Source organism: Pseudomonas guariconensis, assembly GCF_024127895.1.
Classification (GTDB): domain Bacteria; phylum Pseudomonadota; class Gammaproteobacteria; order Pseudomonadales; family Pseudomonadaceae; genus Aquipseudomonas; species Aquipseudomonas guariconensis_B.
The window spans coordinates 1-24,117 of record NZ_JAMYBK010000025.1 but is presented as its reverse complement, the minus strand read 5'-3'; the positions used below and the strand labels follow the sequence as shown (position 1 = coordinate 24,117).

28 protein-coding genes and 1 tRNA gene are annotated in these 24,117 nt (G+C 64.1%); 13 read left to right on the top strand and 16 right to left on the bottom strand.

Going from position 1 to position 24,117, the window contains the following annotated elements; translation table 11 throughout:
• Nucleotides 1–24 precede the first annotated feature (24 nt).
• The gene (locus NJF35_RS20560; RefSeq protein WP_225790642.1) at nt 25–264 is read right to left on the bottom strand and encodes a hypothetical protein; all 240 of its coding nucleotides are present in this window, start codon (nt 262–264) and stop codon (nt 25–27) included.
• Nucleotides 265–399: 135 nt separating this feature from the next.
• Between NJF35_RS20560 and nhaR the strand changes: the two genes are divergently transcribed.
• The 3 genes from nhaR to NJF35_RS20545 all read left to right on the top strand — a co-directional run bounded on the left by nhaR (nt 400) and on the right by NJF35_RS20545 (nt 3,427).
• Nucleotides 400–1,293, top strand: a complete 894-nt coding sequence (gene nhaR, locus NJF35_RS20555; protein WP_225790641.1) for a transcriptional activator NhaR — start codon at nt 400–402, stop codon at nt 1,291–1,293.
• Nucleotides 1,294–1,409: 116 nt separating this feature from the next.
• On the top strand, nt 1,410–2,621 hold the full coding sequence (sstT, locus tag NJF35_RS20550; protein WP_225790640.1) for a serine/threonine transporter SstT: 1,212 nt from the start codon (nt 1,410–1,412) through the stop codon (nt 2,619–2,621).
• Nucleotides 2,622–2,779: 158 nt separating this feature from the next.
• Entirely contained in the window at nt 2,780–3,427 is a 648-nt protein-coding gene (locus tag NJF35_RS20545) for a YceH family protein (protein ID WP_253081192.1), read from the top strand.
• Between the two features lies 1 nt (nt 3,428).
• Here the strand turns inward: NJF35_RS20545 and NJF35_RS20540 are convergent, their stop codons facing one another.
• The 9 genes from NJF35_RS20540 to NJF35_RS20500 all read right to left on the bottom strand — a co-directional run bounded on the left by NJF35_RS20540 (nt 3,429) and on the right by NJF35_RS20500 (nt 12,336).
• A complete protein-coding gene (locus NJF35_RS20540) occupies nt 3,429–3,620 on the bottom strand; it encodes a hypothetical protein (RefSeq protein ID WP_225790638.1) in 192 nt (63 codons plus the stop codon).
• Between the two features lie 115 nt (nt 3,621–3,735).
• Nucleotides 3,736–5,298 (bottom strand): alkyl hydroperoxide reductase subunit F, encoded by a 1,563-nt coding sequence (gene ahpF / locus NJF35_RS20535; protein WP_225790637.1) that lies wholly within the window; start codon nt 5,296–5,298, stop codon nt 3,736–3,738.
• A 125-nt stretch (nt 5,299–5,423) separates the two neighbouring features.
• The gene (gene ahpC, locus NJF35_RS20530; RefSeq protein WP_225790636.1) at nt 5,424–5,987 is read right to left on the bottom strand and encodes an alkyl hydroperoxide reductase subunit C; all 564 of its coding nucleotides are present in this window, start codon (nt 5,985–5,987) and stop codon (nt 5,424–5,426) included.
• Between the two features lie 415 nt (nt 5,988–6,402).
• Nucleotides 6,403–7,758 carry a glutathione-disulfide reductase gene (gene gorA / locus NJF35_RS20525; protein WP_225790635.1) on the bottom strand — a complete coding sequence of 452 codons (1,356 nt, stop codon included), beginning with the start codon at nt 7,756–7,758 and terminating at the stop codon, nt 6,403–6,405.
• A gap of 119 nt (nt 7,759–7,877) precedes the next feature.
• Entirely contained in the window at nt 7,878–8,717 is an 840-nt protein-coding gene (gene galU, locus NJF35_RS20520; RefSeq protein ID WP_253081190.1) for a UTP--glucose-1-phosphate uridylyltransferase GalU, read from the bottom strand.
• Between the two features lie 49 nt (nt 8,718–8,766).
• Nucleotides 8,767–10,128: a UDP-glucose dehydrogenase family protein gene (locus tag NJF35_RS20515; protein ID WP_253091426.1), complete on the bottom strand. Its 1,362-nt coding sequence runs from the start codon at nt 10,126–10,128 to the stop codon at nt 8,767–8,769.
• Between the two features lie 141 nt (nt 10,129–10,269).
• Nucleotides 10,270–11,184: a c-type cytochrome gene (locus NJF35_RS20510; protein WP_225790738.1), complete on the bottom strand. Its 915-nt coding sequence runs from the start codon at nt 11,182–11,184 to the stop codon at nt 10,270–10,272.
• Nucleotides 11,181–11,831 carry a c-type cytochrome gene (locus tag NJF35_RS20505; RefSeq protein ID WP_225790739.1) on the bottom strand — a complete coding sequence of 217 codons (651 nt, stop codon included), beginning with the start codon at nt 11,829–11,831 and terminating at the stop codon, nt 11,181–11,183. The genes NJF35_RS20510 and NJF35_RS20505 overlap by 4 nt, the downstream gene beginning before the upstream one ends.
• A 145-nt stretch (nt 11,832–11,976) precedes the next feature.
• On the bottom strand, nt 11,977–12,336 hold the full coding sequence (locus NJF35_RS20500) for a hypothetical protein (protein WP_225790740.1): 360 nt from the start codon (nt 12,334–12,336) through the stop codon (nt 11,977–11,979).
• 174 nt (nt 12,337–12,510) lie between these two features.
• Here NJF35_RS20500 and NJF35_RS20495 point away from each other — a divergent pair, with 174 nt between their 5' ends.
• From NJF35_RS20495 to csrA, 7 genes are all read left to right on the top strand, one after another.
• Complete coding sequence (locus NJF35_RS20495) at nt 12,511–12,813, top strand: DUF1883 domain-containing protein (protein WP_225790741.1); 303 nt, start codon at nt 12,511–12,513, stop codon at nt 12,811–12,813.
• An 8-nt stretch (nt 12,814–12,821) separates the two neighbouring features.
• Nucleotides 12,822–12,992 (top strand): hypothetical protein, encoded by a 171-nt coding sequence (locus NJF35_RS20490; RefSeq protein ID WP_225790742.1) that lies wholly within the window; start codon nt 12,822–12,824, stop codon nt 12,990–12,992.
• Nucleotides 12,993–13,021: 29 nt separating this feature from the next.
• Nucleotides 13,022–14,095: an NAD(P)H-dependent flavin oxidoreductase gene (locus NJF35_RS20485; RefSeq protein ID WP_253091425.1), complete on the top strand. Its 1,074-nt coding sequence runs from the start codon at nt 13,022–13,024 to the stop codon at nt 14,093–14,095.
• A 193-nt stretch (nt 14,096–14,288) separates the two neighbouring features.
• Entirely contained in the window at nt 14,289–15,047 is a 759-nt protein-coding gene (gene modA, locus NJF35_RS20480; RefSeq protein ID WP_225790744.1) for a molybdate ABC transporter substrate-binding protein, read from the top strand.
• Nucleotides 15,047–15,727: a molybdate ABC transporter permease subunit gene (gene modB / locus NJF35_RS20475; protein ID WP_253081187.1), complete on the top strand. Its 681-nt coding sequence runs from the start codon at nt 15,047–15,049 to the stop codon at nt 15,725–15,727. Before modA ends, modB begins: the two co-directional genes overlap by 1 nt.
• A 1-nt stretch (nt 15,728) precedes the next feature.
• Nucleotides 15,729–16,799: a molybdenum ABC transporter ATP-binding protein gene (gene modC, locus NJF35_RS20470; protein ID WP_253091424.1), complete on the top strand. Its 1,071-nt coding sequence runs from the start codon at nt 15,729–15,731 to the stop codon at nt 16,797–16,799.
• A 449-nt stretch (nt 16,800–17,248) separates the two neighbouring features.
• Entirely contained in the window at nt 17,249–17,446 is a 198-nt protein-coding gene (gene csrA, locus NJF35_RS20465) for a carbon storage regulator CsrA (protein ID WP_043211735.1), read from the top strand.
• Between the two features lie 69 nt (nt 17,447–17,515).
• Here the strand turns inward: csrA and NJF35_RS20460 are convergent, their stop codons facing one another.
• From NJF35_RS20460 to NJF35_RS20445, 4 genes are all read right to left on the bottom strand, one after another.
• Entirely contained in the window at nt 17,516–17,875 is a 360-nt protein-coding gene (locus NJF35_RS20460; protein ID WP_225790747.1) for a response regulator, read from the bottom strand.
• A 12-nt stretch (nt 17,876–17,887) separates the two neighbouring features.
• Nucleotides 17,888–19,333 carry an ATPase domain-containing protein gene (locus NJF35_RS20455; protein WP_253091423.1) on the bottom strand — a complete coding sequence of 482 codons (1,446 nt, stop codon included), beginning with the start codon at nt 19,331–19,333 and terminating at the stop codon, nt 17,888–17,890.
• Nucleotides 19,334–19,338: 5 nt separating this feature from the next.
• Nucleotides 19,339–20,499: a two-component system sensor histidine kinase NtrB gene (locus NJF35_RS20450; RefSeq protein WP_225790749.1), complete on the bottom strand. Its 1,161-nt coding sequence runs from the start codon at nt 20,497–20,499 to the stop codon at nt 19,339–19,341.
• 140 nt (nt 20,500–20,639) lie between these two features.
• Nucleotides 20,640–20,924, bottom strand: coding sequence for a hypothetical protein (locus NJF35_RS20445; protein WP_225790777.1), 285 nt, complete (start codon nt 20,922–20,924; stop codon nt 20,640–20,642).
• Nucleotides 20,925–21,124: 200 nt separating this feature from the next.
• Between NJF35_RS20445 and NJF35_RS20440 the strand changes: the two genes are divergently transcribed.
• Nucleotides 21,125–21,209: transfer RNA gene (locus NJF35_RS20440), tRNA-Leu, on the top strand.
• Between the two features lie 100 nt (nt 21,210–21,309).
• Entirely contained in the window at nt 21,310–21,723 is a 414-nt protein-coding gene (locus tag NJF35_RS20435; RefSeq protein ID WP_225790750.1) for a DoxX family protein, read from the top strand.
• Between the two features lie 61 nt (nt 21,724–21,784).
• Here the strand turns inward: NJF35_RS20435 and NJF35_RS20430 are convergent, their stop codons facing one another.
• The gene (locus tag NJF35_RS20430; protein WP_225790751.1) at nt 21,785–21,976 is read right to left on the bottom strand and encodes a hypothetical protein; all 192 of its coding nucleotides are present in this window, start codon (nt 21,974–21,976) and stop codon (nt 21,785–21,787) included.
• Between the two features lie 507 nt (nt 21,977–22,483).
• On the opposite strand from NJF35_RS20430, the gene NJF35_RS20425 reads away from it, so the two are divergent.
• The gene (locus NJF35_RS20425; protein ID WP_253091422.1) at nt 22,484–23,077 is read left to right on the top strand and encodes a hypothetical protein; all 594 of its coding nucleotides are present in this window, start codon (nt 22,484–22,486) and stop codon (nt 23,075–23,077) included.
• Between the two features lie 764 nt (nt 23,078–23,841).
• Here the strand turns inward: NJF35_RS20425 and NJF35_RS20420 are convergent.
• A partial coding sequence (locus NJF35_RS20420) for a hypothetical protein (protein WP_253091421.1) occupies nt 23,842–24,117 on the bottom strand: 276 nt, incomplete at its 5' end.

Sequence of the window (24,117 nt, the reverse complement as noted above, 5' to 3'; positions counted from 1 at the left end):
GGTCGATCCTAAGTCGGGTCTGGGTCAGATGTCCTGGGTCTTGCGCTGGCCTTCATCGGCCTGGGGCTTTTCGCCCTGGGAGCCGAGCGCTTCGCTCAGGGCCTGCTGGGCAGCGTCGTTGGTCTTGTCGATGGCCTGCTTGGCCGACTCGGCGGCCTGGTCGAGCATCTGCTGGGCGGATTTCTCGGCCTGGTCGCAGCCCGCCATGGTGAACAGTGCCAGAACCAGCACCAAGGGGGTGCCGATGGATTTGAGTTGCAGCATGAAGTCCTCGCTCGTCGATATTACGCTGGCGCCCCTGGCGCCTGATGGGGTCGTATTCTAGAGAGCGCAATACATCAGGAAAATTCGTATTTTTGGCGGTTATACTTCGGCTTTTACGAACATTGGACATCCAGGATGCTCAATTACCGCCAGCTTCATTACTTCTGGGTGGTGGCCCGGACCGGCAGCATCGCCCGTGCCAGCGAACAGTTGAACCTGACCCCGCAGACCATCAGCGGCCAGATCAGCCTGTTCGAGCAGACCTACGGCCTGGAGCTGTTCCAGCGCGTCGGCCGCCAGCTCGAGCTGACCGAGACCGGCCGCCAGGCCCTGGCCTACGCCGAGCAGATGTTCCAGATCGGCGGCGAGCTCGAAGCCATGCTGCGGGCCGGGCCCCAGGAGCAGATCCTGTTCCGCGTGGGCGTGGCCGACGTGGTCCCCAAGTCCATCGTCTATCGCCTGCTGGCGCCGACCATGGAGCTGGACAGCGTGCTGCGCATCAACTGCCGCGAAGACAAGCTCGAACGCCTGCTCGCCGACCTGGCCATCCAGCGCCTGGACCTGGTGATTTCCGACAGCCCGATGCCCAGCCACCTGGACATCAAGGGCTACAGCCAGAAGCTCGGCGAATGCGGCCTTAGCTTCTTCGCCACCCCTGCCCTGGCCCACCGCCATGACCGGCCGTTTCCCGCTTGCCTGGACGATGCACCGCTGCTGGTTCCCGGCCAGGAAACCGTGGTGCGCAGCCGCCTGCTGCGCTGGCTGGCCGAGCAGCAGGTGCAGCCGCGGATCGTCGGCGAATTCGACGACAGCGCCCTGATGCAGGCCTTCGGCCAGTCCGGCAGTGGCATTTTCGTCGCGCCCAGCGTGATCGCCGAGGAAGTGTGCCGGCAGTATGGCGTGCAACTGATCGGGCAGACCGAGGCGGTGCACGAGTCGTTCTATGCCATTTCCGTGGAGCGGAAGGTGAAGCACCCGGGGATCGTGGCGATTACCGAGGGGGCGCGGCGGGAATTGTTTCATTGGTGACTTCGGCGGGGTCATGAGGGCGCCTTGCGCAACGCCCCCCCACGGCCATGCAGCACCGGTCAGCCAAGGCCTGTGGTAGAGTGGCCGGTTTTTACAAGAACGAGATTCTGCTGCACATGACCCCCGTCCTCCGCCTCATCAACCGCACCGGCCTGGTAACGCAGATCTGCATCGGCCTGGTGGCCGGTATCGTCCTGGCCCTGCTCGCCCCGGCCGCAGCCCGTGACCTTGCGTTCCTCGGCAAGGTCTTCGTCAGCGCCCTCAAGGCCGTGGCGCCGGTGCTGGTGTTCATCCTGGTCATGGCGTCGATCGCCAACCACCGCCACGGCCAGGAAACCCACATCCGCCCGATCCTCTGGCTCTACCTGCTGGGCACGTTCGCCGCGGCGGTGGTGGCCGTAGTCGCCAGCATGCTGTTCCCCTCGAACCTGGTGCTGAGCACCGGCGAAGCCTCGCTCAGCGCCCCCGGCGGCATCGGCGAAGTCCTCCAGGGCCTGCTATTGAGCGCCGTCGACAACCCGGTCAATGCCCTGCTCAATGCCAACTTCATCGGTATCCTGGCCTGGGCCATCGGCCTGGGCGTGGCCATCCGCCACGCCGGGCAGACCACCCGTACCGTGGTCGAGGACCTGTCCAACGGCGTCACCCTGATCGTGCGCGTGGTGATCCGCTTCGCCCCGCTCGGCATCTTCGGCCTGGTCAGCTCGACCCTGGCCCAGTCCGGCCTGGATGCCCTGCTCGGCTACCTGCACCTGCTGGCCGTGCTGATCGGCTGCATGCTGTTCGTGGCCCTGGTGGTCAACCCGCTGATCGTCTTCTGGAAGATCCGTCGCAACCCCTATCCGCTGGTGCTGCTGTGCCTGCGCGAAAGCGGCATCACGGCGTTCTTCACCCGCAGCTCGGCAGCCAACATCCCGGTCAACCTGGCGCTGTCGGAAAAACTCGGCCTGCATGAGGACACCTATTCGGTGTCGATCCCACTGGGTGCGACCATCAACATGGCCGGCGCCGCCATCACCATCACCGTGCTGACCCTGGCTGCCGTGCACACCCTGGGTATACCCGTGGACCTGCCTACCGCCGTGCTGCTCAGCGTGGTGGCGGCGATCTGCGCCTGCGGCGCCTCGGGCGTGGCCGGTGGCTCGCTGCTGCTGATCCCGCTGGCCTGCAGCCTGTTCGGCATCCCCAGCGAGATCGCCATGCAGGTGGTGGCGGTCGGTTTCATCATCGGCGTACTGCAGGACTCGGCGGAAACCGCGCTCAACTCCTCCACCGACGTGCTGTTCACCGCGGCGGCGTGCCAGGCGCAGGAGCGGCGTAGCGCTTGAGTCAGCGGGGCCGCATTGCGGCCCCTTCGCGGCGGTTCGGCACCCCGACAAGCCCGCTCCCCCAAAGCCCGCGCCGCTCTTGAGATCGGCGCCCCCGATTGATTAAGCCCAGCGCTTTACCTAGGCTAGTGGCCTTTTCCTCGCAATGAGACAGGGCCATGTCAGAACACGAAACCGCAGGCGAAGGCCGCTTCAACAGCATCGAGATCCGCGTGCTCGGTTCGCTGATCGAAAAGCAGGCCACCAGCCCGGAAACCTACCCGCTGACCCTCAACGCCCTGGTCCTGGCCTGTAACCAGAAGACCAGCCGGGAACCGGTGATGAACCTCTCCCCCGGCCAGGTCGGCCAGGCGCTGCGCGCCCTGGAAGGGCAAGGCATGACCCGCCTGCAGATGGGCAGCCGCGCCGACCGTTGGGAGCAGCGGGTGGACAAGGGCCTGGAACTGGTACCGGCGCAGTTGGTGTTGATGGGGCTGATGTTCCTGCGCGGGCCACAGACCCTCAACGAACTGCTGACCCGCAGCAACCGCCTGCACGACTTCGAAGACATCGACCAGGTCCAGCATCAGCTCGAACGCCTGGTGTCGCGCGGCTTGGCCTTGCACTTGCCACGCCAGCCCGGCCAGCGCGAGGACCGCTACACCCATGCCCTGGGCGACCCGGCGGAGATCGAGGCGATCCTCGCCGCGCGCCAGCAGGGTGGCGGCGAGCGCAGTGGCGCCAGCAACGTGTCGGAGGAGCGCATCGAGGCGCTGGAGGCGCGGATCGCCGCACTGGAGGCACGCCTGGCCCAGCTCGAAGGCTGAGTCAGGGCTGTTCGGGGTCGGGGAAGTTGCGGCAACTCTTGCGTTCGGCCAGCTCCCGGTCGCTGGGGCGCTGGTCGACGAATACGGTGCGCCCGTCGGCGTAGATTTCCAGGTAGCCCCAGTGCAGGTCCTGCTCCTTCTGCCCGGGCTTGGGTGGCTCGAACCACCAGGGTTCGCGGCTGATCAGGGTCATGGATGAGATTCCCGAAAGTGTCTGATTAAGCATAGACACCCGGTGAACCTGATTGACTTGAGCCATGCGTGACGAACCCTTCGCGCCGGACCGCCGCGAAGGGTTCGCTACAAGCTTACGCCGGTGCCGAGGTCCGGATCAGGTGATCGAAGGCTGCCAGGGAGGCCTTGGCGCCCTCGCCCACGGCGATGACGATCTGCTTGTAGGGCACCGTGGTCACGTCACCGGCAGCGAACACGCCGGGGATGTTGGTCTGGCCCTTGGCATCGACGATGATCTCGCCACGCGGCGACAGCTCGACGGTGCCCTTGAGCCAGTCGGTGTTCGGCAGCAGGCCGATCTGCACGAAGATGCCTTCCAGCGCCAGCTCATGCAGCTCGTCGCTGGTGCGGTCCTTGTAGCGCAGGCCGTTGACCTTCTCGCCATCCCCCAGCACCTCGGTGGTCAGTGCGCTGGTGATCACCTTGACGTTCGGCAGGCTGTGCAGCTTGCGCTGCAGCACCGCGTCGGCGCGCAGCTGGCTGTCGAACTCGATCAGGGTCACCTGGGCGACGATGCCGGCCAGGTCGATGGCCGCTTCCACGCCCGAGTTGCCACCGCCGATCACCGCCACGCGCTTGCCCTTGAACAGCGGGCCGTCGCAGTGCGGGCAGTAGGCCACGCCACGGGCGCGGTACTCCTGCTCGCCCGGCACGTTCATCTCGCGCCAACGGGCACCGGTAGCCAGGATCACGGTCTTGGCCTTGAGCGAGGCACCACCGGCCAGGCGCACTTCGTGCAGGCCACCATCGGTGGCCGGGATGAGCGCTTCGCCGCGCTGCAGGTTCATGATGTCGACGTCGTATTGCTTGACGTGCTCTTCCAGCGCGGTAGCCAGCTTGGGCCCTTCGGTCTCCTGCACCGAGATGAAGTTCTCGATGGCCAGGGTGTCGAGCACCTGGCCGCCGAAGCGCTCGGCCGCAACGCCGGTGCGGATGCCCTTGCGCGCCGCGTAGATGGCGGCGGAGGCGCCAGCGGGGCCACCGCCGACCACCAGCACGTCGAAGGCGTCCTTGGCGTTGATCTTCTCGGCCTGACGGGCACCGGCATTGGTGTCGATCTTGCCAAGGATCTCCTCCAGGCCCATGCGGCCCTGGCCGAAGACCTGGCCGTTGAGGTAGATGCTGGGCACGGCCATGACCTTGCGTGCCTCGACCTCGTCCTGGAACAGCGCGCCGTCGATGGCGACATGGCGCACGTTGGGGTTGAGCACCGCCATCAGGTTCAGGGCCTGGACCACGTCTGGGCAGTTCTGGCAGGACAGCGAGAAATAAGTCTCGAACAGGAACTCACCTTCGAGCGCCTGGATCTGTTCGATCACCTCTGCGCTGGCCTTGGACGGGTGGCCGCCGACCTGCAGCAGGGCCAGCACCAGGGAAGTGAATTCATGGCCCATGGGGATGCCGGCGAAACGCAGGCTGATATCGGCCCCGGGGCGGTTGAGCGAGAACGATGGACGACGGGCGTCGGTGCCGTCCTCGCGCAGGGTAATGTGGTTCGACAGGCCGGCGATTTCCACCAGCAGGTCGTGCAGTTCGCGGGACTTCGCGCCGTCGTCGAGGGAAGCGACGATCTCGATCGGCTGGGTGACCCGCTCCAGGTAGGCCTTGAGTTGCGATTTAAGCGTGGCGTCCAACATACGGGCGATTTCCTTTTTCAATCTCTTCAAACAAAAACGCCCAGGCAGGTGCGCCCGGGCGTTCGACGGGGCGGTGACAGCTTCAGGTGTGGCGGCTGCTCACCGCCCGCGGCTGGCGCACGGTCTTAGATCTTGCCGACCAGGTCCAGCGAAGGGGCCAGGGTGGCCTCGCCTTCTTTCCACTTGGCCGGGCAGACTTCACCCGGGTGGGCGGCGACGTACTGGGCAGCCTTGACCTTGCGCAGCAGCTCGCTGGCGTCACGGCCTACACCACCGTCGTTGATCTCGACGATCTTGATCTGGCCTTCGGGGTTGATCACGAAGGTACCGCGGTCGGCCAGGCCGGCTTCCTCGATCAGTACGTCGAAGTTGCGGGCGATGGCGTGGGTCGGGTCACCGATCAGCGGGTACTTGATCTTGCCGATGGTTTCCGAAGTGTCGTGCCAGGCCTTGTGGGTGAAGTGGGTGTCGGTGGACACGCCGTAGATTTCCACGCCGAGTTTCTGGAACTCTTCGTAGTTGTCGGCCAGGTCGCCCAGCTCGGTCGGGCAGACGAAGGTGAAGTCGGCTGGGTAGAAGAACACGACGGACCACTTGCCCTTGAGGTCGGCTTCGCTCACCTCGACGAACTCGCCGTTGTGGTAGGCAGTGGCGTTGAACGGTTTGACCTGGCTGTTGATGATAGGCATGAGAGACGCTCCTTCATGGGGTTGAAAATCGTTGACGGAGAGAATCCTAACCAATGGAACCGGGAAAGGCTCATTGGCAAACCTCATGCTGCTGATTGGTTTTGGCTATAACCGGGGTTTATTAATAGAAGGGTTCGAGCTGAGCAAAGGATTGCGCGGGGCTGTCAGTCAAACAGCTGGGCTGCTTTGCAGCCCATCGCCGGCAAGCCGGCTCCCACAGAGTCCCTGCAAACCGCGTCATCTAGGGTACGACTCGTACCTGTGGGAGATTACCCAGTCTTTGGGCTGCGCTGTCACGCAGAGAACTGATAGGGGCTTTACGCGGCCCCTGTGGGAGCGGGCTTGCCCGCGATGGGGCGCAAAGCGGCCCCAACTGCCAGAGCATCGGGGCAAGCCCGCGAATAGGCATTGCAGGTCAGCGGGCAGGCGTACGCAGGGTCACGAACTCCTCGGCCGCCGTCGGGTGCACGCCGATGGTCTCGTCGAACTGCTGCTTGGTCGCACCGGCCTTGAGGGCGATGCCCAGGCCCTGGATGATCTCGCCGGCGTCCGGCCCGACCATGTGGCATCCCAGGACCTTGTCGGTCTCGGCATCGACCACCAGCTTCATCAGGGTCTTCTCCTGGATGTCGGTCAGGGTCAGCTTCATCGGCCTGAAGCGGCTCTCGAAGATCTGCACCTTGTGCCCGGCCTCCAGCGCCTGCTCCTCGGTCAGGCCCACGGTGCCGATCGGCGGCTGGCTGAACACCGCGGTGGGGATGTTCTGGTAATCCACCGGGCGGTACTGCTCGGGCTTGAACAACCGGCGCGCCACGGCCATGCCTTCGGCCAGGGCCACCGGGGTGAGCTGGACACGGCCGATCACATCGCCGATGGCGAGAATCGATGGCTCGGTGGTCTGGTACTGCTCATCGACGCGGATGAAGCCGCGTGTGTCGAGCTCAACGCCGGTGTTCTCCAGGCCCAGGTCGTCGAGCATCGGGCGGCGGCCGGTGGCATAGAACACGCAATCGGCGACCAGTTCGCGACCGTCCTTGAGAGTGGCTTTGAGGCTGCCATCGTCCTGCTGGTCGATGCGCTGGATGTCACTGTTGAACTGCAGGTCCAGGCCGCGCTTTTCCAGCTCTTCCTTCAGGTGGCTCCGCACCGAGCCGTCGAAGCCCCGCAGGAACAGGTCGCCGCGATACAGCAAGGTGGTACTGGCGCCCAGCCCCTGGAAGATACCGGCGAACTCCACCGCGATGTAGCCGCCACCGACCACCAGGATGCGCCGTGGCAGCGCCTTGAGGTAGAAGGCCTCGTTGGAGGTGATCGCCAGTTCCTTGCCCGGGATGTCCGGCACCTGCGGCCAGCCGCCGGTGGCGATGAGGATGTGCTCGGCGGTATAGCGCTGGCCCTCGACTTCGACCTCATGGGCGCCGGTCAGGCGCGCATGGCCTTGCAGCAGGGTCACGCCGCTGTTGACCAGCAGGTTGCGGTAGATGCCATTGAGCCGCTCGATCTCGCGGTTCTTGTTGGCGATCAGCGTGCCCCAGTCGAAATGCCCCTCTTCCAGGGTCCAGCCGAAGCCTGCGGCCTGCTCGAGCTCGTCGGCCACATGGGCGCCGTAGACCAGCAGCTTCTTCGGCACGCAACCGACGTTGACACAGGTCCCCCCCAAGTAGCGGCTCTCGGCCACCGCCACCTTCGCGCCGAAGCCCGCAGCGAAGCGCGCCGCACGCACACCGCCGGAACCGGCGCCAATCACGAACAGATCAAAATCGTAGGCCACAATCCAGACTCCACAAAAAAAGCCACCCGAGGGTGGCTCTTTTTGTGGCGAGCTGCAAGCTTCACGCTGCAAGAAACGGCGGTCACACCGCCGCCCGCTCGCCGCTCATGGCTCGAGGCTCAATAAGCCTTGCCGGCCTTGTAGTAGTTCTCGAAGCAGAAGTTGGTCGCCTCGATGTAGCCTTCGGCGCCCCCGCAGTCGAAACGCTTGCCCTTGAACTTGTAGGCGATCACGCAACCGTTCTGCGCCTGCTGCATCAGGGCGTCGGTGATCTGGATCTCGCCACCCTTGCCCGGATCGGTGTTCTTGATGATGTCGAAGATGTCCGGGGTCAGGATGTAGCGGCCGATGATCGCCAGGTTGGACGGGGCATCTTCCGGCTTGGGTTTCTCGACCATGGTGTTCACCCGGTAGATGTCATCGCGGATCATCTCGCCGGAAATCACGCCGTACTTGTTGGTCTCCTGCGGATCGACCTCCTGGATGGCGACGATCGAGCAACGGAACTGATTGTACAGCTTGACCATCTGGGTCAGCACGCCGTCGCCTTCCGGGTTGACGCACAGGTCATCGGCCAGGACCACGGCGAAGGGCTCGTCGCCGATCAGCGGGCGGCCGGTGAGGATGGCATGGCCCAGGCCCTTCATTTCGGTCTGGCGGGTATAGGAGAACGAGCACTCCTCGATCAGGCGACGGATGCCGACCAGGTATTTTTCCTTGTCGGTGCCCTTGATCTGGGTTTCCAGCTCGTAGCTGATGTCGAAGTGGTCTTCCAGGGCGCGCTTGCCGCGGCCGGTGACGATGGAAATCTCGTTCAGGCCGGCATCCAGCGCCTCTTCGACGCCATACTGGATCAGCGGCTTGTTCACCACCGGCAGCATTTCCTTGGGCATGGCTTTGGTAGCGGGCAGGAAGCGGGTGCCGTAACCGGCTGCCGGGAACAAGCATTTCTTGATCATATACGTCCTTAAAACAAAGGCTGGGCCTGTGGAGTTCGGCGCAGTCTAATCAGGCGGCAGTCACCTTACAATGCCCCGCCCGTGGCCGACCGATGCCATGATAGAGGTAACCCAGTGTAGATAGTTCCGAGGGATCGTAAATATTGCGCCCATCGAACAGCACCGGCATGCGCATCAGGCCACGCACACGCGGGAAGTCCGGCTGGCGGAACTGCTTCCACTCGGTCACCAGTACCAGGGCGTCGGCGCCTTCGACACAGGCATAGGGGTCGTGCGTCAGGTGCAGTTGGCCCGAGGCCAGGGCCTGCGGGTAGCGCGCGGCGCCCCCTGGCAGCGCCGCCGGGTCGCAGGCCTGGACCTGTACGCCTGCTGCCAGCAGGGCATCCAGCAGCACCAGGCCGGGCGCCTCGCGCAGGTCGTCGGTCCCCGGCTTGAAGGCCAGCCCCCAGATCGCCACGTTGCGCCCGCGCAAAAAACCACCGAAGTGCTGCCGCAGGGCCTGGAACAGCATGGTCTTCTGCACATCGTTGCGCGCCTGCACGGCACGCAGGATGTCAGGCGGGTAGCCGGCCTGCTCGGCGCAGTGGATCAATGCCCGCACGTCCTTGGGGAAGCACGAACCACCGTAGCCGCAGCCGGCATAGATGAAGTGGCTGCCGATGCGCCGGTCGCTGCCGATACCCCGGCGTACCTGCTCGATGTCCACGTCCAGGCGCGCGCAGAGCCCGGCCAGTTCGTTGACCAGGGAGATCCTGGCGGCGAGGAAGGCATTGGCGGCGTACTTGCTGAATTCCGCGGCCCGCAGCGACATCACCAGCACCCGCTCGCGGTTACGCACGAAGGGTGCGTAGAGCCGCTGCAAGCACTGGCTGGCCTGCTCGCTGTCGCTGCCGATGATGATGCGGTCCGGGCGCATAAAGTCGTCGACGGCGCTGCCTTCCTTGAGGAACTCCGGGTTGCTCGCGACCTCCACGGCAAAGCGTGCGCCGCGCTCGCGCAGGCCGCTGGCGATGCGCTGGCCCACCCGCTCGGCGGTGCCCACGGGGACGGTCGACTTGTTCACCACCAGGCACGGCCGGGTGAGGTGGCGAGCGAGGCTGTCGGCCACCGCCAGCACATGCTGCAGATCCGCCGAACCATCTTCCTGGCTCGGTGTGCCGACAGCGATGAACACCACGTCGACCTTGGCCAAGGCCAACTCCCACTGCTCGGTGAAACTCAGCAGGCCAGCGCGCAGCCCGGCCTGCAGCAAGGCGTGCAGGCCGGGCTCGTAGATCGGGCACTGGCCCTGGCGCAACTGTGCCAGGCGCGCCGGATCGCGCTCCAGGCAGACCACGCGGTTGCCCATTTCGGCGAAGCACGCCGCCGTGACCAGCCCCACATACCCCGCCCCGATCACACAGAGTTCCATGGCCACGCTCCCTTGCGAAGATTGCAGCCATTGCACCCCAGGCGCCATTGCAGGGCTGTGACAACCTGGGGGCGGGGATGTGACAACGGTAGGGAACACCACCCAGACATCCAGGGCTGCAAAGCAGCCCCGTTGCCACGATCAGCCGCCAGTCCCCTGCCCGACCAGCACGCCATCGACCTTCTGCCCGTACAGGTTGACCCCGTCGTTGGCATGGAACTTCAGCCGCGTCTTCTCGATCGAGCCTTCCACCAGACGCGGATCCTGGGGCCGCTCATGGCGATTGATCCAGGCCGCCACGTCCCAGGCCTGCTGGTCGCTCAGGCTGCCAGGCCGCCCCAGGGGCATGTTGTGCTTGATGAAGGACGCCGCGGTGTTGATCCGGTGCATGCCGGCGCCCCAGTTGTAGGAGTCCTTGCCCCACAACGGCGGCATCACGTATTCACCGGCCACCTTCTGCCCCTCGCCCTGGTCGCCGTGACAGATCGCACACTGCTCACGGTAGACCTGCTGGCCCCGGGTGAAGTCATAGCCCCCCTTGGGCTGTGGCACTTCGGGGTAACCACGGCCCGGGCTCTCCACGCCGGTGGCTGCCTTGGTCGCCAGCCAGTAGGAGTACACGCTGAGGGCGGTCATCTGCGGGCTGTCGGCGGCCGGCGGCGTGCCGTTCATGCTGAACTGGAAGCAGCCCTGGATACGCTCGGCGTAGGTGTTGACCTTGTCGTTCTTCTTGCGATAGGCCGGGTACATCGGGTAGGCGCCCCACAGCGGCGCGGAATGGGCCAGGCGCCCCTGGTCGAGGTGGCAGTTGCTGCAGTTCATGCCGTTGCCCACCGCCTCGGGCATCAGCCGACGGGTATCGACGAACAGCGCATGGCCCTCGCGGACCATCTGGCCGAAGGCGTTGTCGGGCAGGTCGCTCTCCGCCGGCGGGGTGAACACCGGGGCCGCCTGGCTGCCGGGCACCTTGAGCTGGGACTGGTCCTCCATCGCGATGGGCGCCGCCTGGGCGCTGCCCAGGGCAATCAGCAACAGGGCTGGAAGCATCGGTTTCATGGCTTGACCTCCTGGCTGGCGGGCTGGGCGAAGAACGCGGCGATCGCCTTGACCTCCTCGTCGGTCATGGCCTTGGCCACGCCGACCATCAACTGATTGGGGTCGTTGCGACGGCTGCCGTCGCGCCAGGCGTCGAGTTGCGCCACCAGGTAGGCGGCCGGCTGCCCGGCCAGCGGCGGGAAGTGTTCGCCAACACCGCTGCCGCCTGGGCCGTGGCACTGCACACAGCCGGGTATCTGCCGGCTCCAGTCGCCGTACAGCGCCAGCCTGGACACAGGGTCCGTGGCCATCTGCTGGCGGCGCAGGTCAGGTGCGGGGTCGGCCGGCATACTGGCCAGGTAGGCGCTGACAGCCTTGATTTCCTCATCGCTCAATGCCTTGGCAAGCGGCTCCATGACCGCCTGCTTGCGGCTGCCCGCGCGGAAATCATCCAGTTGCTTGCTCAGGTATCCAGCCGGCAGGCCGGCCAGGCGCGGGAAGCCGGCGGCGGCGATGCCCTTGCCATCCGGGCCATGGCAGCCCAGGCAGGCCATGGCGGCGGGGTTCTGCCCGCCCTGGGTGAAGACTTTCTGGCCATCGACGGCATGCGCCGAAGGCCAGGCCAGGATCAGCAGGCTGCCGATCACGACACGACTCAACGGGTTCATCACGGGACGCTCCATTTCCTTGTTATAAGCTTAGGCTTAAACGATATAAGCCTGAAAATAGTAGGCCTATCGCCGGTGGGGAACAACGCCCACCGGACAAGGAGAATGGCAGTCCGCCTGCTAATCGCTCATTTGCTGAGCTGGATCAAGAACCGGAGATGCACTGGGTAGCCGCAGTACGCACGTCACCCAGGCGCAGGGGGAAGTTGTTCAGCCGCTCGTGCAGCTTGATGCTGCTGCCGCTGCCGCGTTTGTCGATATCCACCAGTGCCGCAGGGCCGGCACCAGCGGCCAGCTTCTGCGGCACGATCAGGCGCAGGCCGTCGCCACGCGGCTCCTCCACCAACGGATCACGGCTGTCGGCCAGCCTGGACTTGACGCAATCGGCATACTCACGCGGTGTCTTTCCGGAAATCACGTCGAGCGTTTCCCTCGACTGCTCCAGCTCCGAAACGCTGACACAACCACCCAACGCCAACGACACCGCCGCCACCACCCACTTCATTCGATCTACCCCTTGCATCACACAGACATCACACAGGAACCGTTGGACAACGGCCGGGCCGATTTGCTCCCGGCTTTGGCGGATTTATCCCCGTGCCGGCCATGGCAGGCGCAAGCGCACCCCGACATCGTGGTATCTTTTGTCTTTGCAAAACCGACCCTTGCGGAGCATCACATGAAATTCGTACACCAGCGCGAGCACCTCAACGAGGACGACGTGGTCGTCATCGAGTGTTCCCAGCGCTGCAACATCCGCCTGATGAACGACGCCAACTTCCGCAGTTTCAAGAATGGCGGCCGGCACACCTACCATGGTGGCCACTTCGTGCGCTTCCCGGCCAAGATCACCGTGCCCAGCACCGGTTTCTGGAACATCACCATCGATACCGTGAGCCCACGGCCGATCTCGGTGACGCGCAAGCCGACCTTCACCCACAAGATCAAGATCATCCGTCGCTCGTCGTCGAAACTCGGATAAGGCCCGCCATGACCCAGACCATCAAATACGTCATCAAGTACAAGCTCGACGGCGAGCGCCGCTGGGACTTCGCCGTGATGCCCGACGCCTCCCACGAGCAGGCCCTGGAAGCGCTGCGCAAGATCCACGGCGAGGACGCCGAGAAGATCAGCGACATCCAGGTCAGCAAGGCCCTTTGACCGGCAACCCCCTTTGACAGGAGTAGCGCATGAGCACCTGGCCAGACCGCCGTATCCTCGATTTGCTGGGCATCCAACTGCCCATCCTGCAGGCCCCCATGGCCGGCGCCACCGGCTCGGCCATGGCCATCGCCGTGGGCAATGCCGGCGGGCTGGGCGCCCTGCCCTGTGCCATGCTCTCTGCCGAGCAGGTGCGTGGCGAGATCGAGGCCTTCCGCGCCAGTTGCCAGGGCCCGCTCAACCTGAATTTCTTCTGCCACCAGCCGCCAGCGCCCGATGCCGAGCGCGAGGCACGCTGGAAGCAGGCGCTCAAGCCGTACTACGAGGAGGTGGGCGCCGACTTCGACGCCCCGACCCCGGTATCCAACCGCGCGCCCTTCGATGAGCAGAGCTGCCAGCTGGTGGAGCAACTGCGCCCGGAGGTGGTGAGTTTCCATTTCGGCCTGCCCCGCGCCGACCTGCTGCAACGGGTCAAGGCCAGCGGCGCCAAGGTGCTGTCCAGCGCCACCACGGTAGAGGAAGCGGTATGGCTGGAGGCCAACGGCTGCGATGCGATCATCGCCATGGGTTATGAAGCCGGCGGCCACCGCGGCATGTTCCTCAGCGACGACATCACCAGCCAGATCGGCACCTTCGCCCTGGTGCCCCAGGTGGTGGACGCGGTGCGCCTGCCGGTGATCGCCGCCGGCGGTATCGGCGACCACCGTGGCCTGGTCGCCGCCCTGGCGCTCGGCGCCTCGGCGGTGCAGGTCGGCACCGCGTACCTGTTCTGCCCGCAGGCCAAGGTGTCGCCGGCGCACCGCCGCGCCCTGGACAGCGCGCCGGCCAGCGACACGGCGCTGACCAACCTGTTCACCGGCCGTCCTGCCCGGGGCATCAACAACCGCATCATGCGTGAGCTGGGGCCGATGAGCCCACTGGCACCGCACTTCCCCCTGGCTGGAGGGGCGCTGATGCCATTGCGGGCGATTCGCGACCCGCAGGGCAACAGCGACTTCAGCAACCTGTGGGCGGGCCAGGCGCTGCGCCTGGGGCGACAGCGGTCGGCTGGCGAGTTGACCCGGGAGATGGCTGACAAGGCGCTGGAACAGATGGGGCGCTGAGCACTGCCATGTGAGGCCGCTCGCGCCCCAAAGCCCTCTGCCGGGCACATGATTCGTGGGCACCGCCCCCTGTGGGCTTGCTCGCGAATGGGGCCCGTACTACCCACAAATCCCCTGCCCGCCCCTTCCCGATGGATGGCTTATCGCTATATATTCCGCCACATAACGAAAACCATCCCAAGGAGCTGTCCCCATGCGTATCCGCCTGTTCCACCTGGCCGCCAGTGCCCTGGCCAGCCTGGTCTCCCTCAACAGCGCCTGGGCCGATGAAGTCCAGGTGGCGGTCGCGGCGAACTTCACCGCGCCCATCCAGGCCATCGCCAAGGACTTCGAGAAAGACACCGGCCACAAGCTGGTCGCCGCCTACGGCGCCACTGGCCAGTTCTACGCACAGATCAAGAACGGCGCACCGTTCGAGGTATTCCTCGCCGCCGACGACACCACACCCGCCAAGCTGGAACAGGAAAAACAGATCGTCCCAGGCTCGCGCTTCACCTATGCCATCGGCACTCTGGCCCTGTGGTCGGCCAAGCCCGGCTATGTCGACGACAAGGGCGAGGTCCTGAAGAAAAACGAATACCGCCACCTGTCCATCGCCAACCCCAAGACCGCACCCTACGGCCTGGCGGCCACCCAGGTGCTGGACAAGCTGCAACTGACCGAAGCCACCAAGGCCAAGCTGGTCGAAGGCCAGAACATCACCCAGGCCTTCCAGTTCGTCTCCACCGGCAATGCCGAGCTGGGCTTCGTCGCCCTGTCGCAGATCTACAAGGATGGCAAGGTCCAGAGCGGTTCGGCCTGGATCGTCCCCGCCGAGCTGCACGAGCCGATCCGCCAGGATGCCGTGATCCTCGACAAGGGCAAGGACAACCCGGCCGCCAAGGCTCTGGTCGACTACCTCAAGGGCCCGAAAGCGGCCGCGCTGATCAAGTCCTACGGCTATGAAATCTGATGCCACTGGACGCCAGTGACCTGGGCGCGATCTGGCTGACCATCAAGCTGGCCAGCCTGACCACCCTGATCCTGCTGATAGTGGGCACGCCCATCGCCTGGTGGCTGGCCCGCACGCGCTCCTGGCTGCGCGGGCCGATCGGTGCGGTGGTAGCCCTGCCGCTGGTGCTGCCGCCGACGGTGATCGGCTTCTACCTGCTGATCGCCCTCGGCCCCCATGGCTGGATCGGCCAGGCCACCCAGGCCATGGGCCTGGGCAGCGTGGTGTTCAGTTTCACGGGGCTGGTGATCGGCTCGGTGGTCTACTCCATGCCGTTCGTGGTGCAACCCCTGCAGAACGCCTTCGGCGCCATCGGCCAGCGTCCACTGGAGGTGGCCGCCACCCTGCGCGCCAGCCCCTGGGACACCTTCGTTCACGTGGTGCTGCCGCTGGCCCGACCGGGCTTCGTCACCGCCAGTATCCTGGGCTTCGCCCACACCGTGGGGGAGTTCGGCGTGGTGTTGATGATCGGTGGCAACATCCCCGACAAGACCCGCGTGGTCTCGGTGCAGATCTTCGATCACGTCGAGGCCATGGCCTATCCGCAAGCACACTGGCTGGCCGGCGCCATGCTGGTGTTCTCCTTCCTGGTGTTGCTCGTGCTCTATGCTGGCCGCCGCGGGAAGGCTGGCTGGAGCTGACATGCCTTCATCGATACTGGCGCGACTGAAGCTGGCGCGCGGCGATTTCACCCTGGATGTCGACCTGCACCTGCCTGGCCGCGGGATCAGTGCGCTGTTCGGCCATTCGGGCTCGGGCAAGACCTCCTGCCTGCGCTGCCTGGCCGGGCTGGAGCGTGCCGCCAGCGCCTACATCGAAGTCAACGGCGAGGTCTGGGAAGACAGCGCCTGCGGCTATTTCCTGGCACCACACAGGCGCCCGGTGGGCTATGTGTTCCAGGAGGCCAGCCTGTTCCCGCACCTGTCGGTGCGTGGCAACCTGACCTTCGGCTGGCGGCGGATCGCGCCCCATGAACGCAAGGTCAGCCTGGAGCAGGCCTGCGAGCTGCTGGGGATCGGCCACTTGCTCGAGCGCAGGCCGGCCACCCTCTCCGGGGGCGAGGCGCAGCGGGTCGGCATTGCCCGGGCGCTGCTCAGCAGCCCTCGGCTGCTGCTGATGGACGAACCCCTGGCCGCCCTCGATGCTCCCCGCAAACGCGAGATCCTGCCTTACCTGGAACGCCTGCACGACGAACTGGACATCCCCCTGGTGTACGTCAGCCATGCCCAGGACGAGGTCGCCCGCCTGGCCGACCACCTGGTACTGCTGGAACAGGGCCAGGCCACGGCCAGCGGGCCGATCGGCCAGACCCTGGCCCAAGGCGAGGATGCCGGCGTGGTGCTCGAAGGCGTGGTCGTCGGCCATGACCCGCACTACGAACTGTTCGACCTGCGCCTGCCGGGCAACGACGGTCCTGTGCTGCGCATCGCCCATCCTGCCCAGGTGGTGGGCAGTACCCTCAGGCTCAAGGTGCAGGCCCGCGACGTCAGCCTGGCACTTACCGCCGACGGCGCCTCGAGCATCCTCAACCGGCTGCCGGTACGGGTCCGTGAATGCCGCCCGGCAGACAACCCGGCCCATGTCATGGTGAGCCTGGACGCCGCCGGCAATGCCCTGCTTGCACGTATCACCCGCTACTCGGCGGACCAGCTCGGCCTGCACCCGGGCCAGGCACTGTGGGCGCAGATCAAGTCGGTGGCGCTGTTGGGCTGAGCATCGACCGAACGCGCGTTATCCATTGTTTCAGCCACTGGCCGATGGACACCGCCGATGCCCGACGGCCCACTGCTCGCGAACCAGCACGCTGTCGACGATCCCCATCCCGGCCTGAAGATGCTCATGGGCAGCGCCACAATAGCGCTCGATCGCTGCATTTTCTGCAGGCGCTGGACATATAAACGATCATTGAGCCCGACTATTTACGCTATCAAGCAGAGAAATTTCCCATATGGACGCAAGCACCCTATCCTTGCCACCGAGCACCTTCGCCGATTGACTGCCTCGAGCCTTGGTCGGCGCCTGCGACTAAAGACAGGCAACAGAATTTGTCTGCAGGGGAATTACTCTGCGCCGAAAGCGTCTTTAATGAGAAGGAAGAGGGACAAGCTCCCACCGCCACGGCACCTGGCCGTGCGGATTTCATCATCACCAAGGAGAACTACATGCTGATACTCACCCGCAAGGTTGGCGAAAGCATCGTCATCGACGATGACATCAAAGTCACCATTCTGGGAGTCAAAGGGATGCAAGTGAGGATCGGCATCGATGCGCCAAAGGATGTCCAGGTCCATCGCGAAGAGATCTTCAAGCGCATCCAGGCCGGCAATCCGGCACCGGAGAAAAACGACGACCAGCACTGACCTTCCTTAAAGTCTCGAGCCGCACGGATGCGCTTGACCGACGCCCCACCCGCCCCGGCGGGCCACCTTTCAGGTGCCCAGCAGTTCGCGCACCTTGGCGATCATCCTGTCCATGTCGAAGGGCTTGTCGAATACCGCGGCGAACAGCTCCGGGCAGATGCGGCCCTGGCTGGCTTGCGCGCCACTCATGAGAATCACCGGCAAGTCCGGCAACTGCAACTCCTCGCGAATCGCCCTGACCAGCTCCTCGCCATTGAGCACCGGCATCATGTAGTCGGTGATCACCAGCTCCACCCGCTTGTCCTTGAGCGCGTCCAGTGCCTTGCGGCCGTTGCTGGCCTTCTCGACGAGAAACCCCTCATCCTCCAGGGCGAACCCGAGGATGTCGGCTATCAGGTACTCGTCGTCGACGATCAGGATGGTGTTCATCGCGCTATCCCATCAGTCGCCCCCTTGGGGCACCGCCGTGCCGGAAAGCACGCCGCTGGCGCCCTCGAAGGCCTTGCGCAGGGTGATGCCCTGCGGGCCCAGGCACAGCTCGTGCAGGGCCGGATCATGGTGGCTGTCGCGCACCTTGAGGATCGAGACCATGCGCCTGAGTTGCGAATCCAGCTCGACGAAGCGCATCAACAGCAGGTTGTCGACGATGCTCGACAGGTCCGGCGCCGGGGCCGTGATTTCCGAGCCGAAGATATCGCGCATTTCCCACGTCAACAGGACGCTGACATCGCGGGCGCGCAACTCGCCGGTCAATGCCCGGAAGAACGCATTGAGCCGCGCCGGATCGACCGCCAGCCGGCTGAAGGCGCCCAGGCTGTCGATCACCACGCGCTGGGCCCCCAGCGCCTGGACCCGTTCGAGCAAGCGGGCACCGACCTGGTCCAGCAGCCCTTCGGTGGTCGGCTGCCAGCACAGCTCGAGGTCGCCCTGGCGCTCCAGCATGGCAATGTCATGGCCCAGCGCAGTGGCCTTCAGGCGCAGCCGCGCCGGGGTTTCGTAGAAGCCGAAGTGCAAGCCGCGCGCCTCGTGACTGGAGGCGGCGAGAAAGGCCAGCCCCAAGGAGGTCTTGCCGATGCCCGAAGGCCCCATGACCAGGCTGACCGAACCCTTGCCCACGCCACCGCCGAGCATCTCGTCCAGGGCCGTGATGCCAGTGGTGACCCGGCTGAAGGTTTCCGACCCCATCTGGCTCGGGTGGCTGTACAAGGCCTCCAGGCGCGGGTAGACCTGCAAGCCGGCCTCGCTGATCAGGCACTCGTGCAGGCCTGACAACGCGCCGCTGCCACGCGTCTTGCGCAGCTGGATCTGGCGCACGGCGCGGCTGCCCACCAGGTGCTCGCCCAGCTCGATCACCCCATCGACCATGGTGTGCTCCGGGCTGCCCTCCTGCACCCGTGCACTGGTCAGCAACAGCACCGTGCACCCGGCGAACGCCGCATGCCCCTGCAGCTCGGAAACGAACTTCTTGGTGTCGAGGCTGGTTTCGGCCCGTACCCTTGCATTGAGCAGGCCGTCGACGATGAGCAGGCTGGCCTGCTGCCGGGCGATCTCCTGGCGCAACAGCCTGACCACGGCATCGAGCCCTTCCTGCTCCAGGGTGTCGAAGGCACTGACGAACTGGATCGGGTCGCCGACCAGCGCCGGATCGAAGAACGCCAGGGTCGACAGGTACTGGAACAACCGCTCGTGAGACTCGCTGAGCAAGGTCGCCACCAGCACCCGCCCACCGCCCCGCACGTGGCCGCAGGCCAGCTGGTTGGCCAGGATGGTCTTGCCTGCTCCCGGCGGGCCTTGGACGATATAGGAGGCGCCCGCCACCAGCCCCCCCTTGAGCAGGGTATCGAGCCCTTCGATTCCCGTCGCCAGCCGCTTGAGTGGTTCTGCCATGTTGTCTACTCGTTGTGATCGGGGTCGGGGGCGCCTGGGCAAGCCGGCAGGTAGAGGCTCATGCTCGTCCCCTCGCCCACCTGGCTGGCCACGCAGATGGCGCCATTGCTCTGCCTGGCGAAACCATAGGCCTGGCTGAGCCCCAGGCCGGTACCCTTGCCGAACGCCTTGGTGGTGAAGAACGGCTCGAAGATGCGCGGCAACACCTCTGGCGCTATGCCCTGGCCGGTGTCGTGCACATCGAAACGCACGAAACGCCCTTGCAATCCTTCCACCTCGCCCGCCAGCTCCACACAGCCCACCTCCAGGCGGATACGCCCCTGGCCTTCGATGGCATCGCGGGCATTGAACAGCAGGTTGAGCAGGACCATCTGCAACTGCCCGGCATCCACTTCGATCAGCGGCAGGTCCGGCTCCACCCGATCCTCCAGTTCGATGTCACTGGCCAGGGCATGCTCCAGAAGACCACGGGTGGAGTCGATCAGTTCAGCCGGAGCGATGCGCGTGACGCTCATTTGCCGGTTGCGGGCGAAGGTCAGCAGTTGCCGGGTCAGCTGGGTGCCGCGCTGGCCGGCATCGAGGATGTGCTGGAGCAGGCGCTGCACCCGTTGCGAATCCTGGCTGCCCAGGGCCAGGCGGGCGGAACTGAGGATGATGGTCAGCAGGTTGTTGAAGTCGTGGGCCAGCCCGCCGGTCAACTGGCCCAGGGCCTCGAGCTTCTGCGCCTGGAACAACTGGACGCGGATGGCATCGAGTTGCAGCATCGATTCGCGGCGGTCAGTGATGTCGCGGGTGACCTTGGCCAGGCCGATGATCCGCCCAGCCTCGTCGCGAATCACATCCAGCGCAGCCAGGGCCCAGAACTGCGTGCCATCCTTGCGTACCCGCCAGCCTTCATCCTGGGCCATCCCCTGCTCCAGGGCCTGGCGCAGCAAATATTCGGGACGCCCGTCGGCACGATCCTGGGGCGTGAAGAACAATGAGAAATGCTGGCCGATCACTTCATCGGCACGGTAGCCCTTGATCCGCTCGGCACCGGCATTCCAGGACACCACGGTACCTGTGGGATCGATCATGTAGATGGCGTAGTCCAACACCGACTGGACCAGCCGTTCGTAGAGGTTGGTGGGGATTTCCGGCTGGTTGGGGCGGTCGGCTGAAACCATGCAAGCTCCACGGGCACCGCAGGGGACATATTGATTGAGCGTAGTGTATGGGTACCGATACAGGATAGACAGCTGCGCGCAGGCCTGATCATGCGGCAAGCCCATTGCAGGCTCACCGCCCGGTTTGCATGAGACGTTCGTCAGCTTTCCCGCTCGACCACCTGAGGGCTGAGCCGCCGCGGCAGCGCCACCTTCAGCAGCCACAGGCAAACCAGCATGATCGCGCCCCCTCCCCCGAGGGCCATCAGCCGTTGCGCCTCCGGGCGCGGCTCGTCGAAGCCCAGCATCAGCAGGTAACCGCCCAAGGCCATCAGGCTCAGATAGAGGAAAATCGCCAACAGATAGACCTGGAGGAACAACAAGCGCCAGAACAGCTTCGGCCGGACGATGCGCGCAGGGGTGGAGGACGGCGTGGCCGAAGGCATGATTGCGTACTCATTGGATCCAATGACGTAACAGTGGCCCAGTGACAGCAAGGTGTCAACGGACATATCCAATCCTTGCCCATATCCGCCTGGAAGACGCGGTGTGGTTGACTCGGCTATAACGATGGGTTATAAAGCGCGCTTGATTGCCAGGCCCTTCTGCCCTGAAGCGCGCCGGTCGCCACGACCCTTTCAAGCGTGCGAGTGTGGTGGAATTGGTATACACAGCAGACTTAAAATCTGTCGGCGTCAGCCTTGCGGGTTCGAGTCCCGCCACTCGCACCATCTTCTTTCGAAAGGCGCCCTCGCGGCGCCTTTCTTCCATCCGGCGCAAATCGAAGCGGCTGCTAAAGTGGAACATGTCCCCGTCCACTGGAACCTCGCCATGCGCTACTCCTTGTTCGAAGGTCAACGCGACCTGATCATCCTGATCGCCCGCATCCTGCTGATGATCCTGTTCATCATGTCCGGCTGGAGCAAGCTCACCGGCTTCGAAGGCACGGTCGGCTACATGACGTCGCTGGGCGCCCCCGTCCCGATGCTGGCAGCGGCGATCGCCGTGATCATGGAGTTCGCCGTCGGCATCCTGCTGATCCTGGGCTTCTATACCCGCCCGCTGGCGTTTCTGTTCGCGCTGTTCGTGGTGGGCACGGCGCTGCTCGGCCACCCCTTCTGGAACATGGTCGACCCCGAGCGCAGCGCCAACATGACCCAGTTCTTCAAGAACCTGAGCATCGTTGGCGGCCTGCTGTTGCTGGCCCTGAGCGGCGCCGGACGCTTCTCGCTCGATCGCCGTTGACGCCTGGCCAGACGCGCCTCGCGGTGAGGCTACCTGCAAAGAGGCCTGCGTATCGCAGGCCTCAATTGTCGTCGACCTCGTCGTGCCAGGCCGGGTGGTCCTCATCGTCGAAATCATCCCGCAGCGCTTCGTCTTCCTCGGCTTCATCCAAGGCACCTTGGGCATCGGCCTCCGGGTCGAAGTCGTCGTAGAGGAATTCATGATCGAGCAGATGATCGTGCTCGGGTTCGGGAAGGTCGTCTTCGTCGTGCATGCCTGGCTCCTGAGGTTAGCGCCCGCCTGTATAGGGCGATCCGAGCGCAAGGTCAATCGCTCGTGCTTAACGCTGGCTTAACCCCCTGCCAGCTAGCCTGGATGCTCTCCCTTCAAACGTCCTTGCCCGCCCCATGGCGGGCTCTTTTTTGCGCCCTATCGCATCAGCCGTGGACAAGCCCATCATTGCGGCATTTCGACAGACTCTGGACATGCTCTTCACGAATTTCTGACATCATCCCGAGCACAATGCACAGGCTTCGTACGTTCTTTCAACCCGCCTCTGATGGCGGGTTTTCTTTGCCTGCCAGAAAGATCGCCTTTACAGGCCAAAAAAATGTGACGCAGCGCACAGTTTCAGGCATTGCCTTAAACTTTTCCGCGCTGTTCTCGTCTCTTACCCAGGATTGTCAGGCCGCCGCAATGGCATTCCGGCAGCATTTTAACCTGCTGCACAGGCGGGTACTCTGCGGCGCTGAATCCACTTTTTCCTCCCAAGGATGGATCCATGAGGCCTCTATTGCTTTTGGCCGCTTCGGCAAGCCTGTTCGCTACCCTCCCTGCCTGGGCAGACTCCCGCCAGGCCGAACGCGTCTGGACACAGGAGCCAAGTTCGTTCCTGGGCGTCGATTTGCAAGGCGATTTCCTGCAGCAGGTCGCAGAATGCCCAACCTACGAAACCCGCCCCACCGAGCCCTGCCGGGTAGCGACCGCCGACCCGAGCCGCTTTGAAATCCACGGCCTGCCCTACCTACCCATTTCGCCAGGCTACAACCTCGTCGCCACCCTGGCAGACGGACAGGTGCGCGAGCTGGTCTTCAGCGGCAATGCCAACAGCCTCCACCTGGTCACGGACATGCTGACCGAACGCTTCGGTGAGCCTGCCGAGCGCAATAGCCAGTGGGTCAAGATGAAGTCCGGGGCCTCCTATCTGACGGAGGTGATGAACTGGAAAGGAGACAAGGTGGCGATCAACTTCCAGCGGCAGGAAAACGACTTGGGCAAGTATGCCGTGACCTTCTCTACCCTTCCTACGGAACTGGCCACCAGCACTGAGGCGCCGGCGGCTGATGTGGTTGAGGCTGATGTTTCTAAGCTTTGAGAAGTGAAAGGGTGGCGGTCATGAAGCCGCCTTCCACTCAATCCTGTATAAAGACGGCAGCGTCGCGGTCGCGTGTTATCTACCTCATCAATTGATCGGACTGATACCAGTTGGGGTGCTGCTGATCCCATAGCCTGGTGGCGGCGCGAGTACGCGTCAGTGCTTGTCGATACTTGCTGCAACTGAGCGTTTGCTTCCAGCCAGCACAAGGTGTAGCCATCGTCGCTAGCCAGAGCGCCGGTATCGGCAGGTCATTGGGTTTCCCTACAGAAAAGGCTCCTACGTGCCCAGCCATCGCACAGCCATACCGCTGCCTCGCGATGGAAGATTTTTTTACGCATCCCGTCGCTTGACTTCAATGGATCAGGTACCATCCAGAGCCATGGCAAAAGGCCATCGACAGCCACTTCCAGGCTGTCTTGACTATAAAAATATTTAACAGAATTTTTAGCATTTATAAGCGGGGAGCCAATGGAAGATATCAGTCGCAGATCGATAGAAAATCTTGAAAAAGAACTTTACGAAAAGATGTAGGGAACATTCACAGACGATCAAATCGACTTCATTAAAGACTTAATTCGAATAGAGTTAATGAAGCGAGACCGGGAAAAAATCGAAAACCTTGTTGGCTAACGCTCTTCCACCTGCCCTACGACTACAACACATATTCGAAGCTAACCGAATACAGACTCATGGATCACGCCCGCGTTATCGGGCGTTTTCTTTTTAATGCCCGCGCCGTCGCGTAGAAGAATAGCCCTGCGTTATCCGGGTAAATGGTCATCCTTTTCTCCATGTGAAAAAGCCCACGCTCGATAGGCGGTATAAACAGGCATCCACTGCACGACAAAAGGCAGGGTTGCCCCATGTACAATACCGACCCTTTTTAGCGGGCATGTACAAAAAACCATTTTCACATCAACGAATGTTTGAACCGCCCCGGGTTTCGTGGAGGCCTCAACTCTTGAGAAGATGAGGCCATGAAAAAGACTACGACCTACTCCCCTGAAGTCCGTGAACGTGCCGTGCGCATGGTTCTG